Annotated in this window: 18 protein-coding genes; 11 read left to right on the top strand and 7 right to left on the bottom strand. The window is 71.5% G+C overall.

The genetic code is table 11. The features are described 5' to 3' along the window. Positions 1-41 precede the first annotated feature (41 nt). From ACZ7PG_RS05455 to ACZ7PG_RS05465, 3 genes are read left to right on the top strand one after another with little or no spacing between them, the layout of a single operon-like run. Positions 42-911, top strand: a complete 870-nt coding sequence (locus ACZ7PG_RS05455) for a branched-chain amino acid ABC transporter permease (RefSeq protein ID WP_470237878.1) — start codon at positions 42-44, stop codon at positions 909-911. Then, positions 908-2,737, top strand: coding sequence for a branched-chain amino acid ABC transporter ATP-binding protein/permease (locus ACZ7PG_RS05460; protein ID WP_470237879.1), 1,830 nt, complete (start codon positions 908-910; stop codon positions 2,735-2,737). Before ACZ7PG_RS05455 ends, ACZ7PG_RS05460 begins: the two co-directional genes overlap by 4 nt. After that, a complete protein-coding gene (locus ACZ7PG_RS05465; protein ID WP_470237880.1) occupies positions 2,734-3,459 on the top strand; it encodes an ABC transporter ATP-binding protein in 726 nt (241 codons plus the stop codon). Before ACZ7PG_RS05460 ends, ACZ7PG_RS05465 begins: the two co-directional genes overlap by 4 nt. Before the next feature lie 48 nt (positions 3,460-3,507). Here the strand turns inward: ACZ7PG_RS05465 and ACZ7PG_RS05470 are convergent, their stop codons facing one another. Genes ACZ7PG_RS05470 through ACZ7PG_RS05495 form a run of 6 tightly spaced genes read right to left on the bottom strand, consistent with a single transcriptional unit; the run spans position 3,508 to position 8,066 of the window. Continuing rightward, positions 3,508-3,966 (bottom strand): hypothetical protein, encoded by a 459-nt coding sequence (locus tag ACZ7PG_RS05470; protein ID WP_470237881.1) that lies wholly within the window; start codon positions 3,964-3,966, stop codon positions 3,508-3,510. A gap of 12 nt (positions 3,967-3,978) precedes the next feature. Next, entirely contained in the window at positions 3,979-4,950 is a 972-nt protein-coding gene (locus ACZ7PG_RS05475) for a ThuA domain-containing protein (protein WP_470237882.1), read from the bottom strand. 59 nt (positions 4,951-5,009) lie between these two features. Then, positions 5,010-5,870 (bottom strand): pyrroloquinoline quinone biosynthesis protein PqqB, encoded by an 861-nt coding sequence (gene pqqB / locus ACZ7PG_RS05480; protein WP_470237883.1) that lies wholly within the window; start codon positions 5,868-5,870, stop codon positions 5,010-5,012. Next, positions 5,867-7,252 carry a pyrroloquinoline quinone biosynthesis protein PqqE gene (gene pqqE / locus ACZ7PG_RS05485; RefSeq protein WP_470237884.1) on the bottom strand — a complete coding sequence of 462 codons (1,386 nt, stop codon included), beginning with the start codon at positions 7,250-7,252 and terminating at the stop codon, positions 5,867-5,869. The genes pqqB and pqqE overlap by 4 nt, the downstream gene beginning before the upstream one ends. After that, on the bottom strand, positions 7,249-7,938 hold the full coding sequence (gene pqqC / locus ACZ7PG_RS05490; protein ID WP_470237885.1) for a pyrroloquinoline-quinone synthase PqqC: 690 nt from the start codon (positions 7,936-7,938) through the stop codon (positions 7,249-7,251). The genes pqqE and pqqC overlap by 4 nt, the downstream gene beginning before the upstream one ends. Further along, a complete protein-coding gene (locus ACZ7PG_RS05495; protein WP_364385643.1) occupies positions 7,923-8,066 on the bottom strand; it encodes a hypothetical protein in 144 nt (47 codons plus the stop codon). The genes pqqC and ACZ7PG_RS05495 overlap by 16 nt, the downstream gene beginning before the upstream one ends. Positions 8,067-8,320: 254 nt before the next feature. Here ACZ7PG_RS05495 and ACZ7PG_RS05500 point away from each other — a divergent pair, with 254 nt between their 5' ends. Together ACZ7PG_RS05500 and ACZ7PG_RS05505 are read left to right on the top strand one after the other, a co-directional pair. Continuing rightward, a complete protein-coding gene (locus ACZ7PG_RS05500) occupies positions 8,321-10,471 on the top strand; it encodes an outer membrane protein assembly factor BamB family protein (protein ID WP_470237886.1) in 2,151 nt (716 codons plus the stop codon). Positions 10,472-10,536: 65 nt separating this feature from the next. Further along, on the top strand, positions 10,537-11,349 hold the full coding sequence (locus ACZ7PG_RS05505; protein ID WP_470237887.1) for an Fpg/Nei family DNA glycosylase: 813 nt from the start codon (positions 10,537-10,539) through the stop codon (positions 11,347-11,349). 10 nt (positions 11,350-11,359) lie between these two features. Here ACZ7PG_RS05505 and ACZ7PG_RS05510 read toward each other — a convergent pair whose 3' ends face one another. Next, entirely contained in the window at positions 11,360-12,139 is a 780-nt protein-coding gene (locus ACZ7PG_RS05510; RefSeq protein WP_470237888.1) for a class I SAM-dependent methyltransferase, read from the bottom strand. A gap of 347 nt (positions 12,140-12,486) precedes the next feature. On the opposite strand from ACZ7PG_RS05510, the gene ACZ7PG_RS05515 reads away from it, so the two are divergent. From ACZ7PG_RS05515 to ACZ7PG_RS05540, 6 genes are all read left to right on the top strand, one after another. Further along, a complete protein-coding gene (locus tag ACZ7PG_RS05515; RefSeq protein ID WP_470237889.1) occupies positions 12,487-14,220 on the top strand; it encodes a non-ribosomal peptide synthetase in 1,734 nt (577 codons plus the stop codon). 109 nt (positions 14,221-14,329) lie between these two features. Next, entirely contained in the window at positions 14,330-14,458 is a 129-nt protein-coding gene (locus ACZ7PG_RS05520; protein ID WP_470237890.1) for a hypothetical protein, read from the top strand. Then, on the top strand, positions 14,455-15,162 hold the full coding sequence (locus tag ACZ7PG_RS05525) for a thioesterase II family protein (RefSeq protein ID WP_470237891.1): 708 nt from the start codon (positions 14,455-14,457) through the stop codon (positions 15,160-15,162). The genes ACZ7PG_RS05520 and ACZ7PG_RS05525 overlap by 4 nt, the downstream gene beginning before the upstream one ends. Continuing rightward, positions 15,162-16,340 carry a cytochrome P450 gene (locus ACZ7PG_RS05530; RefSeq protein ID WP_470238997.1) on the top strand — a complete coding sequence of 393 codons (1,179 nt, stop codon included), beginning with the start codon at positions 15,162-15,164 and terminating at the stop codon, positions 16,338-16,340. Before ACZ7PG_RS05525 ends, ACZ7PG_RS05530 begins: the two co-directional genes overlap by 1 nt. Positions 16,341-16,454: 114 nt before the next feature. Next, positions 16,455-16,934 carry an Asp23/Gls24 family envelope stress response protein gene (locus ACZ7PG_RS05535; RefSeq protein WP_470237892.1) on the top strand — a complete coding sequence of 160 codons (480 nt, stop codon included), beginning with the start codon at positions 16,455-16,457 and terminating at the stop codon, positions 16,932-16,934. A 117-nt stretch (positions 16,935-17,051) separates the two neighbouring features. Then, complete coding sequence (locus ACZ7PG_RS05540) at positions 17,052-17,228, top strand: hypothetical protein (RefSeq protein ID WP_470237893.1); 177 nt, start codon at positions 17,052-17,054, stop codon at positions 17,226-17,228. The last annotated feature ends 5 nt before the right edge of the window (positions 17,229-17,233 follow it).

A 17,233-nucleotide genomic window follows, 5' to 3' on the forward strand; every position in this document is an offset into this window, starting at 1 on the left:
TGCCGTCGAGCGCGGCCCCCTGCCGGGGAAAGGACCCCTCAATGCAAGTTCTGCTCCAGACCCTCGTCGGCGGGCTGAGTTTCGGCGCCGTCTACGCCCTCGTCGCGATGGGCTTCTCGATCGTCTACCGCACCATGGGCCTGGTGAACTTCGCCCACGGCCAGGTGGTCATGGTGGGCGCCTACGCGGCCTCGACGTTCTACATGTCCTCACGGCTCCCGTTCATCCTCGCGATCGTCGTCGCGATGGTGGTCACCGGGCTCATCGCGCTGGTCATGGAGCGGGTGCTGCGGCCGTTGGAGAACAAGGACTTCGACCTCATGCTGATCGGGACCATCGGCTTCGGCGTGGTGCTCGAGTCGCTGGCCACGATCATCTGGGGCGCGACCGGGCACGCGGTCCCGACGCCGGTGGACTCCGGTCCGCTGGACCTGTTCGGCGTCCGCGTGCGCACCTACAACCTCGTGGTGCTCGGCATCGCCGCCGTCGCCACGGTGCTGCTCCTGCTGTTCCTGCAGCGCACCAAGCGCGGGGCCGCGATGCAGGCCGTCGCGATGGACCACGAAGCCGCGACGGCCGTCGGCATCCACGTCGGGCGCAGCAACGCCATGGCGTTCGCGATCGGCGCGGGACTGGCCGCGCTCGCCGGCGGGCTGGTCGGGCCGCTGCTGTACGTCAGTCCCACCCTCGGCGGCACGCTGGGCATCAAGGGGTTCGCCGCCGCCATCCTCGGCGGCTTCGGCAACATCGGCGGCGCGATCGCGGGCGGGCTCGCCATCGGCGTGCTCGACTCCTACGCGTCGGGTCAGTTCCAGGGCTATTCGGACCTGGTGGTGTTCCTCGCGTTCACGGTCATCATCATGATCCGCCCGACCGGGTTCTTCGGCGAACGGACGGTGAACCGGGCATGAGCTCCTTCCCGCGCACCAGACCGGCCGCGGTCAAGGTGATCGCGGCCGCCGCGATCGCCGTCGCCGCCTGGTTCCTGCCCTACGGCCTGGACACCTACGGCATCCACGTCGTCAACATCGCGGTGGTCTTCGCGCTGCTGGCCGTCGGCCTGGGTCTCGCGCTCGGCGTGGCCGGGCAGATCAACCTGGCCCAGGTGGCGTTCTTCGGCATCGGCTCCTACGCACTGGCGATCTTCACGACGAACTCGGGCCTCGGCTTCTGGGTCTCGGCCGTGCTCGCGATGCTCGCCACCGCACTGGCCGGCCTCTTCGTCGGCATCCCGGCCCTGCGGGTCCAGTCGCACTACCTCGGCATCGTGACCCTCGGCCTCGCGCTGGCGTTCACCAACTGGGTCACCAACGCCCAGGTCGCCGGCGGCGCGTCCGGCATCAACGGGATCCCGGCGCCGCCGCTGTTCGGCATCGACCTGACCAACGAGTACCTGTACTACTACTTCGAGCTGATCGTCTTCGCGCTCGCCATCGGGTTCGCGCTCTTCCTCGTCCGCACCGCGCTCGGCCGCCGGCTGCGGGCGATGCGCGACGACTCGCTGGCCGCGGGCGCGGTCGGTGCGCCGGTGCCGCTGCTGCGGATGACGGCGTTCCTCACCGCGAGCGTTTACGGCGGAGCGGCCGGGATCCTCTACGCCGGGCTGATCCACTACATCGCGCCCGAGTCCTTCAGCGTGGCCAACATGTTCCTGCTGCTGGCGATGGTCATCATCGGCGGCCGCCAGAGCATCATCGGCTGTGTCATCGGCGCGATCGCGCTCGCGCTGGTGCGGGAGGCGCTGGTCGACTTCTCCGTCTACGCGCAGCTGGGCTACGGCTCGGTCGTGGTGCTGATGGTCGTGTTCGCCCCCACCGGCCTGGCCGGTCTCCCCCGGCGGGTCCGGGCGGCGATCCGGCGCCGGCGGCACCGGGAGGCGGGCGCGCTCACGGCGTTCCGCCCGTACGAACCGGCGTCGGCGCCGGCCGGATCGGGCTCGCTCGAAATCTCCGGCATCAGCAAGCAGTTCCGCGGCCTGCGGGCCCTGGACGGCGTGACGCTGTCGGTCGAGCCGGGTGAGATCCGCGGCATCGTCGGGCCCAACGGCTCCGGGAAGACGACGCTGTTCAACGTGATCAGCGGGATCTACACGGCGAGCGGCGGCACCGCGAGCTTCGGCGGACGGCCGCTCATCGGGCGGCGGCCGCACCAGCTCTCGCACCAGCGGATGTCGCGGACGTTCCAGAACCTGCGCCTGTTCGGGGAGATGACGGTCGAGGAGAACCTCCTCGTGGCGCTCGACCGGACACCGATGCGTGCGGCGTGGCGGTACGTGGTGTGGCCGATCGGCATCTGGCGTCAGGAACGCCGGTTGCGCCGGGCCGCGACGGAGCTGCTGGAGCGGTTCGGCCTGACGGCCTTCGCCGACGCGGCCCCACGCTCGCTCCCGTACGGCATCCAGCGACGCGTCGAGCTGGCTCGCGCGATGGCCGCCGAGCCGAGCTTGCTGCTGCTGGACGAGCCGGCGGCCGGGCTCAACGGCCAGGAGGTCGGGCAGCTGCAGGAGATCGTGCGGTCCATTCGCGACAGTGGTGTCACGGTGGTGCTGATCGAGCACAACATGGGTCTGGTCATGTCGTTGTGCGACCGCGTCACGGTGCTGGCGAGCGGCCGGGTGATCGCCGAGGGCACCCCGGCGGAGGTCGCGGTCCGGCCCGAGGTGATCGAGGCCTACCTCGGTGACTCGTTCAGCACGGCCGAGGTCGTGGAAGCAGTCGAGACGGAGGCGTTGCCGTGAGCACGTCGGCACAAGGCGATCTGGTCGTCGAGGACCTCACCGTCCACTACGGCGGGGTCCAGGCGGTCAACTCGGTGTCGTTCACGGTCGGCGCGGGCCGTTGCCTGGGCATCATCGGGGCCAACGGCGCGGGCAAGACGTCGACGTTGAAGGCGCTGATGGGGCTGGTGCCCCGCAAGGTCGGCACCCTCCGCCTCGGCGACCGCGACCTGACCAAGGTGAAGCCGAAGGACGTCGTCCGCCACGGCATCGGGTACGTACCGGAGGGCCGGCACGTGTTCACCGGCCTGACGGTGGAGAAGAACCTGCTGCTCGGCGCGTACCTGCGCTCGTGGAAGGGCGCGACGCAGGAGAAGCTGCGGGAGATCTACGAGATGTTCCCGGTGCTGGGCGAGATGCAGCACCGCCTGGCCGGAGCGCTGTCGGGCGGTCAGCAGCAGATGCTGGCCATCGGACGGGCCCTGATGTCCGAGCCGCGGCTGGTGCTGCTGGACGAGCCGTCGATGGGCCTGTCCCCGAAGCTGGTCGAGGAGATCCTCGGCACGCTGCAGCGGCTGTCCGCGTCGGGGCTGGGGCTGTTGCTGGTGGAGCAGAACGCGAAGCTGACGTTCGAGGCGACCGAGACGTGCGTGGTGATGGAGAACGGGCGGATCGCGATGACGGGGAGTTCGGCGGACCTGGCGCACGATCCGCTGGTCCGGCAGATCTACCTCGGGCTGTAGGGCTTGCTCGGAAGCGCCCGGCCGTGGAAGCCACGGCCGGGCGTTTCGCTATCCGTGGAGGCACCTCGGCAGGTCACCGCGCTCGATGGTGCACCCGTCCAGGTACTTGCCGGTGGAGTCGGCGATCCAGACACCGACGCTCGCGGCACCGCCCACGACGTCGGCGCTGAGCGGGATACTCGGCCAAGTGTGGTCATCGCAATGCAGACTGGTACTGCGGTAGTCGAGCCGTTTCCCACTCGCGGTGTAGGTCGCTCCGTACAGCCGGAGGCAGCTGAACGTTCCCACTCGGAGCTCTCCGACGACGCTCGCCGACCGGTTGGTGAAGCTGACCGTCCCGTCGAACCAGGTCGTCATGTCGGTCCCCTCCAGGTAGACCCGCGTCGCGTCCGCAGCGGCCGCGCTCGGTGCGGCCACTGAGGTCAGGCCGGTCGCGGCCATGAGCGCTTTCGTGAAGTGCCCTGTCAACGCGATGAGCCCGGCCGGGGATCTCCCGGCCGGGCTCATCTGTGCGCAGGATCAGCGGCAGAACGGAGCCGCCCCCGCGGCGGACTTGATGCCGTTCGCGATCAGCGTCTGGAAGTACGCCGCGCCGTCCGCTGTCGTCGTGTTGGTGAACGCCCAGCTCTCGTGGCCGAGCGTGGTCACCCATGACCGGCCGCCGTCGTAGTACTGGCACCATGCCACCGGGTGGTCGTCGCCGTGGCCCGGGTGGCCCATCGAGCCCTTCACGCCCTTGGCGAGTGTCGACTCGTCGACTTTGGCCAGGACCCGCACGTTGCTCGGGAACGGGACCAGGTTGTACCACTCGTCGGTGAACGCCCAGCGGTTCGGCAGGCCCTTCGTCGACACGTCGTTACGGTCCGCCGTCTGCACCACGCCGGCCTGCGCCGGACCGTGGTCGTAGTAGTTCGCGCCGCCCAGGAGGCCCTCGTACCACGGCCAGTTGTACTCGGTGCCGAACGCGTTGTGGATGCCGACGAACCCGCCGCCGCCCCGGATGTACTGCCGCAGCGACGTCTGGGCCGAGTCGTCCAGTGCGTCGCGGGTCGTGCTCATGAAGATCACGGCGTTGTACTTGAACAGCGTGCTCGGACTCGCGAGCTGGGTGACGTCCTCGGTCCAGTCGACGCCGAACCCGTTCTTCTTGCCGAGCTCGATCAGCCCGTTCTGCGCGACGTTCGCCGCGGTCAGCGGTGGGTTCAGCCCCGGCCCGAGCGCCGGCCCCAGGTTCGCGTGGCGCGGGCCCGCCGTGCGCGAGTAGACGAGGACCCGGACGCCCTTGGTGAGGTCGAAGTTGCCCCAGTTGTGGTAGCAGCGCGAGTCGAGGCCGCGGCACACGCCGTAGTCGGGGTCGCCGAGTGCCTGGGCGCCCTGCTGGTTCTTCCCGTCGTGGGCCGACGCGGGCATCCCGATCAGGGCGGCCGTGGTCAGCGCCGCGGTCACCGCGCTCCCGACCATTGTCAGCAACGTCGTCGATCTCTTCTTCATGGTGTTCCGACCTTTCTCCGGGCACGGCGGTGCCACGGCGTCCTTGGGGAGGCGAGCGGTTACAGCTCGAGCAACTGTCCGTCGGCGGCCACCGACGCGCCCGCGGCGGTGACTTCGGCCTGCTCCGGCGCGTCCGGCCGGAGGAGCGGGTTGGTGTTGTTGAGGTGGGTGAACAGGAACCGCGTGCGCGGGCGGGCGTGGATCAGCGGGAGCTGCTCGCGCACGGCGAGGTGGCCCATGCCCGACGCCGGACGCGCCGGGCCCATCTCGTCTTCGGTGAAGAACGTGCCGTCGACCACGACGACGTCGGCGCCGTCGACCGCCCGCTCGAACTCCGGGCTCCACGCGGCGAGGCCGGGTGCGTAGGTGAAGGAGCGGCCGCCCGCGTCGAACCGGTACGCGCACACCGCGTCGCCCGGGCCCAGCCCACTCGCGTACCGAGGCCGCTTGGCACTCAGCACGGTCGCCGTGACCCGCAGGCCGCCGGCCAGCTCGATCGGCTCGCCGTCGCGGACGTCGTGCCGGCGCACCCGGGTGTACCCGGACAGGACGGCGTGCAGCGGAAACGCCTTCGTCAGAGCCTCGTGCACCCACGCGGTGGCGTAGACGTCGAGCTCGCTGGCCTCGCGCAGGCCGAGCAGACCGAGGGTGTGGTCCAGTTCGGCGCTGGTGAACAGAACCCCGCGCACCGGGGTGTCCCGCGTACCGGCGGGCGGGCGCAGCTCGGGGGTCGCCAGCAGCTGCGCTCGCAGGTCAGGAGAGGCGTTGACGAGGTACCACGCGCGGCCGTCCCCGCTGACCGCCAGGCCGTCTTGGGTTCGCGACCTCCCGGCGTCCCGGGCCGCCTCGCACTCCGGACAGCCGCAGTTCCATTGTGGAGAGCCGCCGCCCGCCGCGGTCCCGAGGATGCGGATCTTCATCGCATCCGCCGGGGGACGGCGGGTTCCGGCGCGAGGTTCGCCAGCCCGGCCAGCACGAGGTCGTGGTGCTCCGACAGGTCGCAGACGGGGTCGGTCACAGTCGCGTCGCCGGTCAGCTGGTAGGCCTGGCACCGGCAGCCGCCGAAGTCGATTTCTTTGAGCGCACAGCCACTGCAAGGCGAAGGCAGCCACTCGGTGCCGCGGAACTTCCGGAACGCCGGGGACTCGTACCAGATCGCCGCGAGCGGATCCGTGCGCACGGAAGGGACTTCCAGTCCGGGCAGCGTTTCCGCGGCCAGGCAGGGCAGCACGTGACCGTTGGGGGTGACGCTCAGCTGCCGGGCGCCCCAGCCGTAGTTGCACGGCTTGGGACGCGGGTCGTAGTAGTCGGCCGCGACGTGCACGACCTCGAAGGCGTACCGCTCCCGGACCGCGGCGACGTCCCGGGCGGCCTGGTCGACCTGGTCGCGCGTGGGCATGAGCGCGGCGCGGTTGCGCAGTGCCCAGCCGTAGAACTGCGTGTGGGCGAGTTCGAGCCGGTCCGCGCCCAGACGTTCGGCCAGCGCGGCGATCGCCGGGATGTGGCCGGCGTTCGCCCGGTGCAGCACCACGTTGATGGTCAGCGGGAGCCCGGCGGCGCGGACCGCCCCGGCGACGACGAGCTTGCGGTCGTGCGCCGCCCGCCCGGCCACCCGGTCCGCCGGCGCCGCTTCGGCGTCCTGAAGGGACAGTTGGAAGTGATCGAGACCGGCGTCGGCGAGCCCGGCGATCCTCTTCTCGGTCAACGAGATCCCGCTGGTGACGAGGTTCGTGTACAGGCCGAGCCGGTTCGCCGCCGCCACCAGGTCGGTCAGGTCGCGGCGAAGGCCCGGCTCACCGCCGGACAGGTGGAGCTGCAGCACGCCGAGGGAACGGGCCTGGGCGAACACGTCGAGCCACGCGGCGGTGTCCAGTTCGTCCCGGTAGCCGGCGAGATCGAGCGGGTTCGCGCAGTACGTGCACTGCAGCGGGCACCGGTAGGTCAGCTCGGCGAGCAGGCCGAGCGGAACCGGTGTTCTTTGCGGTACAACAGTTCCCGGCCGCGACGTCGGCATCCCGGCCGGCCGCGCGTCCGGCGTCTCCCCCACCAGCCCGCGGTCTTCGAGGCCGGCCAGCGTCCGGAGCACCGAGCCGGCCTCGACGCCCGCGTACTCGGCGGCGAGGTCGTCGACGATGTCCGCCACCGAACGCCGGGTGTCGCACCGGGACACCACGGCCGCCGCGGTTTCGTTGAGCAGCAGCACCCCTTCGGGGAAGAGCAGTGCCGTGCGGCCGCGGACGGCATCGAACTCCAGCCGCACGCCGCGGCGCAGGCCCGGCTTGCTCTCGGCGGTCACGCTCATGAGGCCCCCGCGTAGTCCACCGCGTCGAGCACCGCCCACAGCACGTCACACTTGAAGGACAGCGCACGGACGGCGGCGTCCTGCTGCTCCGCCGTGACGCAGTGGTCGAGCACGAGGCGCAGGGTGAGCGCGCTGTCCTCCCGTGCCGCGGGGATCCGGCGTTCGAAGTAGGCGAAGCCCTCCGGCCGAATCCAGTCGTAGTGCTCGCGCCACGCGGTGACGCGGTCGGTCATGTGCCCCGGCGAGAACACCTCGGTCAGCGCCGCCGCGACGCTCTCGATCCACGGCTTCGTGCGGCAGAAGTGCAGGTACCCGTCGACGGCGAACCGCACCCCGGGCAGGACGTGCCGCTCGTCCAGGACTTCCGCCCGGCTCAGCCCGACCGCTTCCGCCAGGCCCAGCCACTGTTCCATGCCGCCCTCGCCGGCGTTCGCGCCGTCGTGGAAGACGATCCGGTCGACCCACGCGCGGCGCACCTCCGGCAGCGGGCAGGCCGCGATGATCGCGGCGTTCTTCCGCGCCAGGCACTTCTGGTAGTACCAGCGGTTGGCCACCCAGCGGCGCAGGTCCGCCGGGGTGCACCGGCCTTCGTGCAGCCGGAGGTGGAACGGGTGGTGAGCCCAGTAGCGCTTTTCGAGGCGGAGCAGGGCGTCGGTCAGCTCCGCCCGGCTCAGCGGGCCCGCCACGGCTCGCTCTCGCCGGCGTATGCGGTGACCTCCGGGCGGGTCTCGTAGCACTCGACCACCGGATCCGACCACTGGGGAAGGACCCCGCCTTCGCCCTGCGCCACAACGGTTTCCAGAACTGCGGACATACCGGGACTCCTTTTCGGTACGGCGGGGCGACGATGCCCCCGGGTCCACCCAGCGGTCCTTTCGGTCCGCCTGGCGTTCCGCGACAGTACCCCGGCGACGGCGCGCCGAACAAGAGGCGAATCCCCTTGTCCGGCGCACGCGACAGTTCTAGACTCGACCGTCGAGCGGTCCGATAGTACCACTAGACGGACCCCGTGCTCACTCAGACCATCTCGTGGCAGCGCGCTTTCCTCAACGAAGAGAGGCCCAACCGATGGATCGACGCAAATTCCTGACCGGCGCGACCGGGGCCGCCGTGGCCGGGACCGTGCTCGCCGCCACGCCCGCGGTCGCGGCGCCGTCGACGGCGGACACCCCGCGCCAGCCCGACGCCTTCGGCAAGCCGGGACGGGACTTCACCAAGGTGGGAGGCGACCTCGGCAACCAGAACCACACGCCGCTGCACCAGATCACCCGGCAGAACGTCACCCGCCTCGGCGGCGCCTGGCACGTCAACCTCGAAGGCGGGGACACCTCCCGCGCGCAGCAGAGCACGATCGTCGCCCAGAACGGCGTCCTCTACGTCCAGACCACCCAGCAGAACGTGTTCGCCGTCGACGGCCGCACCGGCGCGGTGCGCTGGAAGACCAACCTCGGCACCGAGACCACCAACATGCGCGGGGTAGCACTCGGCCAGGGCAAGGTGTTCTCGACCTCCGGCGCCAACATCCTCTACGCGCTCGACCAGAAGACCGGCGCCGTCGCCTGGAAGACCCAGCTGCTCACCGAGGACGCCTCGCAGGGCACACCCGAGCCGTGCGATCCGGCGAACGGCCAGTGCGGCGGCAGCATCGGCAGCCTCGCCGGCGCGGTCGTCTACTCCGACGGGCTCATCTACGTGGGCATGCAGGGCAGCACCGCCGGCGCCCGCGGCCGGGCGTACGCCCTCGACGCCGCCACCGGCAAGATCGCCTGGACCTTCTGGGCCGTCCCCGGCCCGGGCGTGTTCGGCCACGACACGTGGGAAGGCGAGTCCTGGAAGACCGGCGGCGCCGTGCCGTGGATCCACCCCGCGGTCGACCCCGAACTGGGGCTCGTCTACTGGACCTTCGGCAATCCCTACCCGCGCACCAACGGCTCGACCCGCGGCGGCGACAACCTCTTCGCCAACACGATCGTCGCGATCGACGCGAAGACCGGCAAGCGGCGCTGGCACTTCCAGTCGGTGCACCACGACATCTGGGACTACGACAACGTCATGGCGCCGGTCCTGATCGACCTGCGCATCGACGGCAGGCTGCGCAAGGTCGTCGTCTACGGCAGCAAGGTCGGCATGTACTACATCCTCGACCGCACGAACGGGAAGCCGATCCAGGGCGTGACCGAGCGCCCGGTGCCGCAGGACCCGCGGCACAAGACGGCGCCGACGCAGCCCTTCCCGGCCGGCGACGCGTTCGTCCCGCAGGAGCCCCGGCTGGACAACTCGACGCGACCGGTGCCGTTCTACCCCACCGGCGGCCTGTTCGCGACGCACTGGGACCGCGCGACGATCATCTTCCCCGGCGCCGGTGGTGGCGCCGACTGGGCCCACGTTTCGTTCAACCCCACCACCGGCTGGGTCTACGTCGGCTACGGCCTCGTCAACTCCGCCTATTCCAACACGACCGGCGGCCGCGTCAACACCGCCCGCCCGTACGGCGAGTACTTCGCGGGCGGGATCGCCGCGGTCGACCCGCGCACGAACAAGCTGGTGTGGAGCAAGGACAGCGAGTGGTCCCTGGCCCACGGCAACGGCATCCTGACCACCGACGGCGGCGTGATGTTCCAGGGTGGCCCGGACGGCAACCTCCTGGCGATGAACGACGTCGACGGCCGCGAGCTGTGGCGCTTCCAGTGCGGCGCGGGCGTCCACACGAGCCCGATCAGCTACGAGATCGACGGCGACCAGTACCTGGCGGTCTTCGCCGGCGGCAACGGTCTCCCCTACCCCGACATCCCCAAGGGCGACCACCTCTGGGCGTTCAAGCTCGGCGGCAAGGTGGCCCCGGCCGCGACGCCGGTTCCCCCGTCGAAGCGCAACCAGATCCGCACGGCCGCGGTGACCGCCGCGGCCGCGAAGTACACGGTCACGCTCGGCCGCGTCTGGGACGCGACCGCGGGTGCGCCCGGCGCGACCGAGAACACGGTGGCGCAGACGGCGATGTCCCCGCAGAACCTGACGGTCCCGGCGGGCACGGAGATCACGTTCGTGAACCCCCAGGGCAACGCGTTCGCCCACGGCGCGGTCTCGTTCTTCGAGTACGAGTTCGACAGCGGCACCCTGATGCCGGGCCAGTCCTTCAAGCACACCTTCACGAAGCAAGGCGAGTTCTTCTACAACGACCCGATCTTCCCCCAGAACACCGGCAAGATCGTGGTGACCTAGCCGGCGTAGGCTGGTGCTCAGTCAGAGAACGTCCGTTCTCTGACTGAGCGGAGAGGGGCCATTCCGTGCCTGAGCTGCCCGAGGTCGAGTTCGCCCGCTCGGTGATCGAGCGCGCGGCGCTGGGCCGGCTGATCACCGGCGTCGACGACTCCGACGGCTACGTCTGCCGGCCGCACCGGCCCGGGCAGATCCGCGACGCGCTCGTCGGGCGGCGGCTCGTCGCCGCCCGACGCCGGGGCAAGTCGATGGGGTGCGAGACCGACGGCGGGCCCGTGCTCGGCGTCCACCTGGGCATGTCCGGGAAGATCGTGGTGGCGGACGCGGACGGCTCCGAGGTCGACGGCGGCGACTACTGGGAAGGCCGGCGCGCGCCCGGCGACTACCGGTGGTCGCGCTTCGCCCTGACGTTCGAAGACGGGGGCCGCCTGCTGCTGGTCGACCCCCGCCGGCTCGGCCGGATCGTGCTCGATCCCGCGCTGGACGAGCTCGGTCCGGACGCCGCGACCATCAGGCCCGCCGAGTTCCGCGCGGTCATCACCAAGGGGACGACGGCCGTCAAGGCCCGGCTGCTGGACCAGAACTCCATCGCCGGCGTCGGCAACCTGCTCGCCGACGAAATCCTGTGGCGGGCGCGGGTCCACCCCGCCCGTCCGGTGGACGACCTCGGCCGGGACGACGTCGAGCGGCTCCTGCGTGCCACGCGCGGTGCGGTGTCCGCCGCGCTGAAGCACGGCGGCGTGCACACGCTCGACGTCATCCCGTTCCGCAAGCCCGGTGCGCGGTGCCCGCGCGACCACGCGCCGATGGTGCGGGGGAAGGTCGGCGGTCGCACCACCTGGTGGTGCGACGCCGAGCAGCAGTGGGGCGGAGCCGCCTGAACCGGGGCCCTCAGCTCCGGCGGCCGCGCGCCCCGACGGTCATCCAGCTGTAGTCCACAAAGGACGGCGTCTCGTACAGCTCGTACGCCTCGTCGAGCACCTCCCGGGTGACCAGGCCGGTGGCGAGCGCGTGCTCCTCGACGAGCTTCGTCGTGTTCTTGAGCCAGCCCGCCAGCGGCCGCCCGCCCCGTGCCGGCAGGACGACGCCCTCCGCGGTGCAGTCGGACAGTCCGGCCGCTTCCAGCGGGACCGGGAAGGTGTGGCCCCACCGCGGGTCGGTGCCGACCCGGTCCGCCATGACCCGCGCGAGCGCCGTCATGGTCCGGAGGGTCGCCGGGTACGCGGACAGCTCGGGCAGCGTGGTGCCGATCTCGATGAGCAGCCACCCACCGGGTTTGAGCCAGGAAGCCAGCCGCTTGATCACGTCTTCGCGCTCGGGCAGGTGCTCCAGCACGAACCGGGTGTGGATGACGTCGAACTCCCCCGGCGCGTCGTCGGTGGTGACGTCGTGGTGCAGCACCGTCACCCCGAGGTCGGCGAGCGGGCCGAGGAACGCGTGGCTGAGGTCCGTCGCCACCACGTTCTCCGGGCCGGCCAGCTCGGCCATCCTGGTCGCCACCGAACCCGCCCCGGCGCCGACTTCCAGGCACTGCCACCCCGGCCGTACCCCGATACCGTCGAGCTGGCGGAAGCTGAACGGGTCGAAGCTCTCCTCGAGCAGCCGGAGCCGCCGGTACTCGGCCCGCGCCTGGGTGTCGACGAAGTTGTTCCAGCCGATGGTCTCTGGCATCCGGTGTTTTCCCTCATTCGATCAGATCGGGCGACGCCGCATCGTACGGCTCACCGGGCCGCGTCCGACAGGGGCAAAATCGCTTTTTCTCGCTGTGCCCGAACAAAAGGCGCGGCCGTGACGTGCGTCACCGGACGGCCGGTCACTACACCATCCACATCGGACCTGGGAAGGGAAAGCATGCCGGAATCACGGGAATCCACAGACTTACGCTGATCGGCTTATCCCACTCTGCCACGAACGGTCGCACACCGGGATTGATCACCTTGGCGCAGTATTGCCCCGGCCGCGATCTCGCCGTAGCTTCTCCAGCGTTCAGCCGCCTTTTCATTGTCGCGTCCGAAAGAATGGATTCCAGCACGATGACGGATCTCGCGTTGCCGGTGAACGCCGCCCGGAGCAGGGGCATCGGGCTGCTGGAGGAGGCGGTCGAGCGGTGGGCGGCCGACCGCCCGGCGGCCACCGCCTGCTCCGCACCGGACGGCGCGCTCGACTTCGCCGGCTTGGCCGAGCGGACGACGGCGATCGCCGGAGCGCTGGCGGCCGCCGGAGCGGGGCCGGGCACCACCGTCGCGCTGACCACCGGCCGGTCGCGGCTGGCCGTGGCGAGCCTGCTCGCCGTGTGGCGCCTCGGCGCGACGGCGGTACCGCTGGACGAGCGGCACCCGGCCGCCCGGATCGCCGAGGTGCTCGACGACTCCGGCGTGACGCTGATCCTGGGACAGCGGCCTCCCGGCGCGCCGGCCGACCTGCCCGTGGTCGACCCGGAGAGTGCCCGCGGCGGACGGTTCGCCGCAGCCACGGGTGAGATCGCCTACCTCATCCACACCTCGGGCAGCGCCGGACGACCGAAGGGCGTCGAGGTCACCTACGCGGGGCTGGAAACGGCGCTGGGCGCCATGAGCACCCTCCACATCGGACCGGGTGGCTTGGGGATCAACCCGCTTTCGCCCGCGTTCGACGGCTGGCTCTGGTGCGTGCTGCTGCACCTGCTCAACGGGATCGGCACGGCGATCCTCGACCTCGCCGACGACGGCGAGCACGTCGACCTGGCCGGCCGGATCGCCGCGGTCGCGCCGCGCACGGCCAGCCTCACCCCGTCGCTGCTGGCCTCCTGCGCCGACGCGCTCGCCGGGGCCGAGGTCGTGGTGGTCGCCGGGGAACGCTGCCCGCGCGGGCTGCTCGAGGTGCTAATGGCCCGGCACCGCGTGCTGAACGTCTACGGCCCCACGGAGGCCACGATCGCGGCGACCTGCGCCGACAGCGCCCGCGGCGACGACGTCACGACCATCGGGCGTCCCCTGCCCGGCTATAAGGCCCGGGTGCTCGACGCCGACTTACGGCCGGTCACACGCGGTGAGCTGTGCCTCGGCGGGCCCGCGCTCGCCAGGGGCTACCGCGGCGACCCGGAGCTGACGGCGCATCGGTTCGTCACCGTCGACGGCGAGCGGCTGTTCCGCACCGGCGACGAGGTGCTCGAACGCCCGGACGGCCAGCTCGAGTTCCTCGGCCGGCTCGACACCCAGGTCAAGGTGCGCGGGTTCCGGATCGAGCTCAGCGAGGTCGAGCGGGTGGTGGAGCAGCTGCCGGCGGTGCTCGCGGTGACGGCGTTCGTGCGCACGGCGGGCGGCACCCTCGGCGTCGCCGCGGTACTGGCCGACGGGCACGACCCGGTCGCCGGCGCCCTGCTCGTGCGCGAGCACTGCCGGACGTTCCTGCCGGAGCACATGCTGCCGTCCACAGTGGACTTCGTACCCGCGTTGCCGTACAACGACCGCGGCAAGGTCGACCGGGAGGCGCTGGCACTGGCCGCCGACGCGGCGCGGCCCACGGGCCGGGCACCGGAGACTGACCGCGAAATCGAGGTATGCGCGGTTTTCGCGGAGGTGCTGGACCAGCCGGTGTCCGACGTGGCGGCCGACTTCTTCGAGCTCGGCGGGCACTCGCTGCTCGCCGCCCGGATGGTCGCGGCACTGCGCAAGCGGACGGGGTTGCGAGCGTCGATCCCGCTGCTGCTGGGCAACCCCAATCCGGCGGCGCTGGCCCTGGAGCTGGACCGGCTCGCGGAGGTGCCCGCATGAGCGCCGGCAACCCCAACCCGACCACGCCGGCCCGACTCGGCATGAGCGCTGGCAACCCCAACCCGACCGCACTCGCCCCGGAGCCGAACCGGCTCGCCGAGGTGCCCGCATGAGCGCCGCCAACCCGAACCCGGCCACGCTGGCCGTGGAGCCGGGCCGACTCGGCATGAGCGCCAGCAACCCCAACCCGACCACGCCGGGCCCGAAACCGCACCAACTCGCGGAGGTACCCGCGTGAGCGGCTGGGTAATCCCGTGGCACCCATCCCCCGCCGGCCGCCCGACCCTGGTCTGCGCGCCGCCCGGGGGCGCCGGCTGTAGTCGTTTCCGGAGCTGGCAAGCCCGCCTCGGACTGGCCGTCTCGGTGGTCGGCATCCAACTTCCCGGGCGGGAGAACCGCTTCGCCGAAGAACACCCGGCGACCTTCGCCGAAGCCGTCGACGCCGTAGCCACGGACCTCGCCGAACTCCGGGCCGGCGCGCCGCTCGTCATCGTCGGTGAGAGCTTCGGCGGTCTGCTCGCCTACGAGCTCGCGCGGGCGACCGGTCCCGACGCGCTGGTGCTCGCCGCGACCGAACCGCCCGGCAACCGGTCGGCCGCCGAGCACCTGGTCATCGACGAGCAGATCCTGCGCGACCTGTTCGTCTCCGGCCCGCCCGAGCTCCGCGACCTCGACGAGGACAGCCAGGAGTTCCTGCTCGACGTGCTGCGCCGAGACGACAAGCTCGCCGACACCCACGTCCTCGCCGAGCGGTTCCGGCTGGACTGCCCGATCCACGCCTGGTCCGGCGACCTCGACACCGTCGTGCCCGGGCACCTGCTCGACGGCTGGTCGGGCTACAGCACCGCCGGCACCACCCGGCGGTCCTTCGCCGGCAGCCACACCTTCCTGACCGACCTCGCCGACGAAACCGTGCCCGCACTGGGGAGCCTGCTGTGCTGATGGACCTGACCGACGACCTCAGCTTCGCCGGTACCGAGTTCTGGCCGCACTTCGCGTGGCTTCGCGAGCACGATCCGGTGAGCCGGCACCCCGACGCGCACGGCGGCTTCTGGGTCGTCACGCGCTATGCCGACGTGCTGTCGGTCTACCGCGACGCCGCCGGGTTCAGCTCCCGGCACGGGATGCGGCTGGGCACCAACCCGACCGCGGTGGACGCCGTGACCGGGCAGATGCTGATCGTCTCCGACCAGCCGGACCACGCGCAGCTGAAAACGGTGCTGGCCAAGGGTTTCTCGCCCGCCGCGATCCCGCACGCGGAGGACCTCGTGCGCACGGTCGTGGGCGGCCTGCTCGACGACGCCCTCGCCGCGGGCGAGGTGGACGTCGTCGAGACCGCGCGCCGGCTGCCGACTCGCGTGGTCTGCGCGTTGATGGGCGTTCCGCGCGACGAATGGGACTGGCTCGGCGGCACCATGAACGACGCCTTCGAGGGCGAAGACGAACAGAGCAGGCTCGCCGCGCACGCGGAGATCTTCCTGTACTTCTCGGAACTGGTGCTCGACCGCCGGGACCACCCGGGCGACGACTTCGTCAGCCGCATCGCCGCCGACCGGCGGTCCACGGCGGACGGGACGAAACGGCCGTTGACCGACACCGAGATCGTCGTGAACTGCAACGGTGTCCTCGCGGGCGGCAACGAGACCACGCGCTACTCCGCGGCCGGCGCCGTGCTCGCCCTCATCGAGCACCCGGACCAGTGGGCCACGCTGCGCGCCGACCGCACGCTGCTGCCGGACGCGGTCGAGGAGGTCCTGCGCTGGACCACCCCCGGCGTGCACGTGCTGCGCACCGCGACCGCGCCCACCACGATCGGCGGCGTCGACATCGCCGAGGGCGACCGGGTGACCCTGTGGAACGTCTCGGCCAACCGCGACGACGCCGAGTTCGGCGACGCCGGCCGCTTCCGGGTGGACCGCACGCCCAACCGCCACCTCGCCTTCGGCGGCGGCCGCCACCAGTGCCTGGGGGCGCGCCTGGCCCGGCTCGAACTGACGGTGTTCCTGGAGGAGCTGCTGAACCGGGTGACCGCGGTGGACATCGTGGGCGAGCCCCGCTACACAGCGTCGAACTTCACCTGGGGTGTGCGCGAACTGCCCGTGCGCCTGCACTCCGTCTGAGCGAGATCCACGCCACACGATCGTGGTCGTGACGTTTCCCGGGTGGCCGGGTCCTTCAGGTGTGCAGGCAAGCGGCTTGCACGGCCCACACAGGACACCACCCGAGGAGACGTCATGACGAACACCGCGACCACCAGCCCGGTCAAGACCACGACGCAGCCCGCCGCGACGGTCACGAAGGCCGAGGGCGGCGCGCTGTCCTCCAGCCACGGCGCCACCACCATCGCCGACGTCGTCGTGCAGAAGGTCGCCGGCATCGCCACGCGCGAGGTTCCCGGCGTCCACGCCCTCGGCGGCGGTGCCTCGCGCGCCTTCAACGCCCTGCGCGAGCGCATCCCCGGCGCCACCGCGTCGGCCGGCCAGGGCGTCGCGGTCGAGGTCGGCGAACGCCAGGCCGCGATCGACCTGCAGATCCTCGTCGAATACGGCGTGTCCATCGCCGACCTGGCCGGCTCGGTGCGCCGCAACGTCATCTCCGCGGTCGAGCAGACGACCGGGCTCGAGGTCGTCGAGGTCAACATCAACGTCTCGGACGTCCACATCCCCGGCGACGACGACACCGCCGAGCAGACCGACTCCGGCCGCGTCCGCTGACCTGAGGCGTCGAGATCGACGCCGACCCGCTCGCCGCCGCCGGGCGCTCGACCGGCCCGTCCACATCCGCGCCGGCCACCGCGTGAGCCGGCTCCACCGCCCCAGCTTGGAGAGACCATGAGCACCACCCACCTCGGTCTGCTGACCGGGCTCGTCCTCGGCGTGGCCGCCGCGTTCGGCGGCTTCGGCGCCTTCCTGCTCGTCCTCGTGCTCGGCGCGCTGGGCCTGCTCGTCGGCCGCTTCCTGGACGGCAAACTGGACCTTTCGGCGCTGTCCGGCCGCGATCGGGGCTGACCCGC

The sequence above is a fragment of the Amycolatopsis sp. NPDC114504 genome (assembly GCF_055633595.1).